At 50.4% G+C, this 1358-nt stretch carries 1 protein-coding gene; it reads right to left on the bottom strand.

Annotated features, from left to right (window positions below):
• On the bottom strand, positions 1 to 1358 hold a 1358-nt coding region (locus tag ACWHAR_RS21505), incomplete at both ends, for an FUSC family protein (protein WP_452087770.1).

Below are 1358 nucleotides of genomic sequence, written 5' to 3'. Positions count from 1 at the left end.
ATCCCGAAGCCTGACAAGACTCACCCTTAACTTGTGTTCGTCGGCATTCTGCCCGGTTAACAGTTTCTCCATAAACTGCCCTTCCAGCCGGATGACGTTCCCCATCAGTTCAGGCAGTCGCTTCGTTGAAAACCGCCGCCACAAAAGTATTGTCCCCAACAGCCCGATCACGCTGCCGACAGCTACATCAGTCAGCCTCGCTATCATAAAATAACCGGCGCCCGCGCCGCCATGCATACTTTCTGTGATAACAAGCGCATTTGCGGTTAAAAAGGGAACAGCCAGCGCATAATTGCGGACGATCAGCATCTCAAGAAGACATTGCAGCGCTGCAATACAAAACGCAATATAAACACCGCCCGGCTTAAAAAACAGGATTGCGCCTGCCAGTATAACACCGATCACCGTTCCGGCCGAACGCTGAATAGCCCTGTGAAGCGTAAAAACAACAGTAGTGCCAAGCATGACCGCTGCTGCCGAAAGCGGAATCCAATAGGAACGTGCAAAGCCGAATGCGAGGGCAAACATATCGGCGGCAAACAGAACAATTCCGTACTTTAACGCTCTAATCAAAACTGGAGACTTCCAGTCAAAAGCATTTCTCAAAAAGTAAAAAGAGGATGGCAGGCGGCTCGGCTCCCCGTCAAGCTGCTTATCAAAACGTTCTGAAGCGATATGCAAAACCTCATTGATTTCTTCAAACAGCTTCCGCCTAGGCTCAGATTCGTTCTCATTAATCTGAAACGTAACGGAAACCCGTGCATGCGCAAGCATATCTCCGGTTTGGCGAAGTGCCTTTTCAATCTGCGCGGTCTCTCTGTCCGGCGTTTCAGCTGAAAAATGAATAATGGCAATGAATATGTCGTCAGCTTTTTCAAGGAGGCGGAAAAATCGTTCATTATGCCGCGATTTTTTCCGTCTGTTCCCTTTCCCAAGAACCGTTTGGCGGGCTGTTCTAAGCATGAGCACGGTCTGATGCTGTGCGTTATGAAAACCTGGCGTTCCGACGGCTGAAAGACATGCAGCCAGCTGATGATATGTTTTTTGCAGCACCGCTCCCTCCGGTCCATGTTTGTTCGATAACCAGCCAATTAAAGCGATACCCATGGCGAAAATGCCGCCGAGAAACGTCAGTCCCGCTCTGAACAGCGCTTGTGAAGGATCGGCCGGCAGCCCGGAACTGACTAAAAAGGCAAGGACAAAAAACATCGGCGCAGGGCCTTGAATGCCGAGCGCGCTAAAAATAAACATCGCCGCTGCACCGATCAGCCCCAAAACAGCCGCCATCATCCAAAGCATCCCGGACAAAAGCGTCCCTAAACCAAATGAGAGGGCGATCCCAATAGAAACCAAGAGCA

Source organism: Bacillus sp. LR--39 (assembly GCF_053613335.1).
The sequence above is the reverse complement of the archived record's forward strand: the minus strand, read 5'-3'. Positions and strand labels throughout refer to the sequence as shown.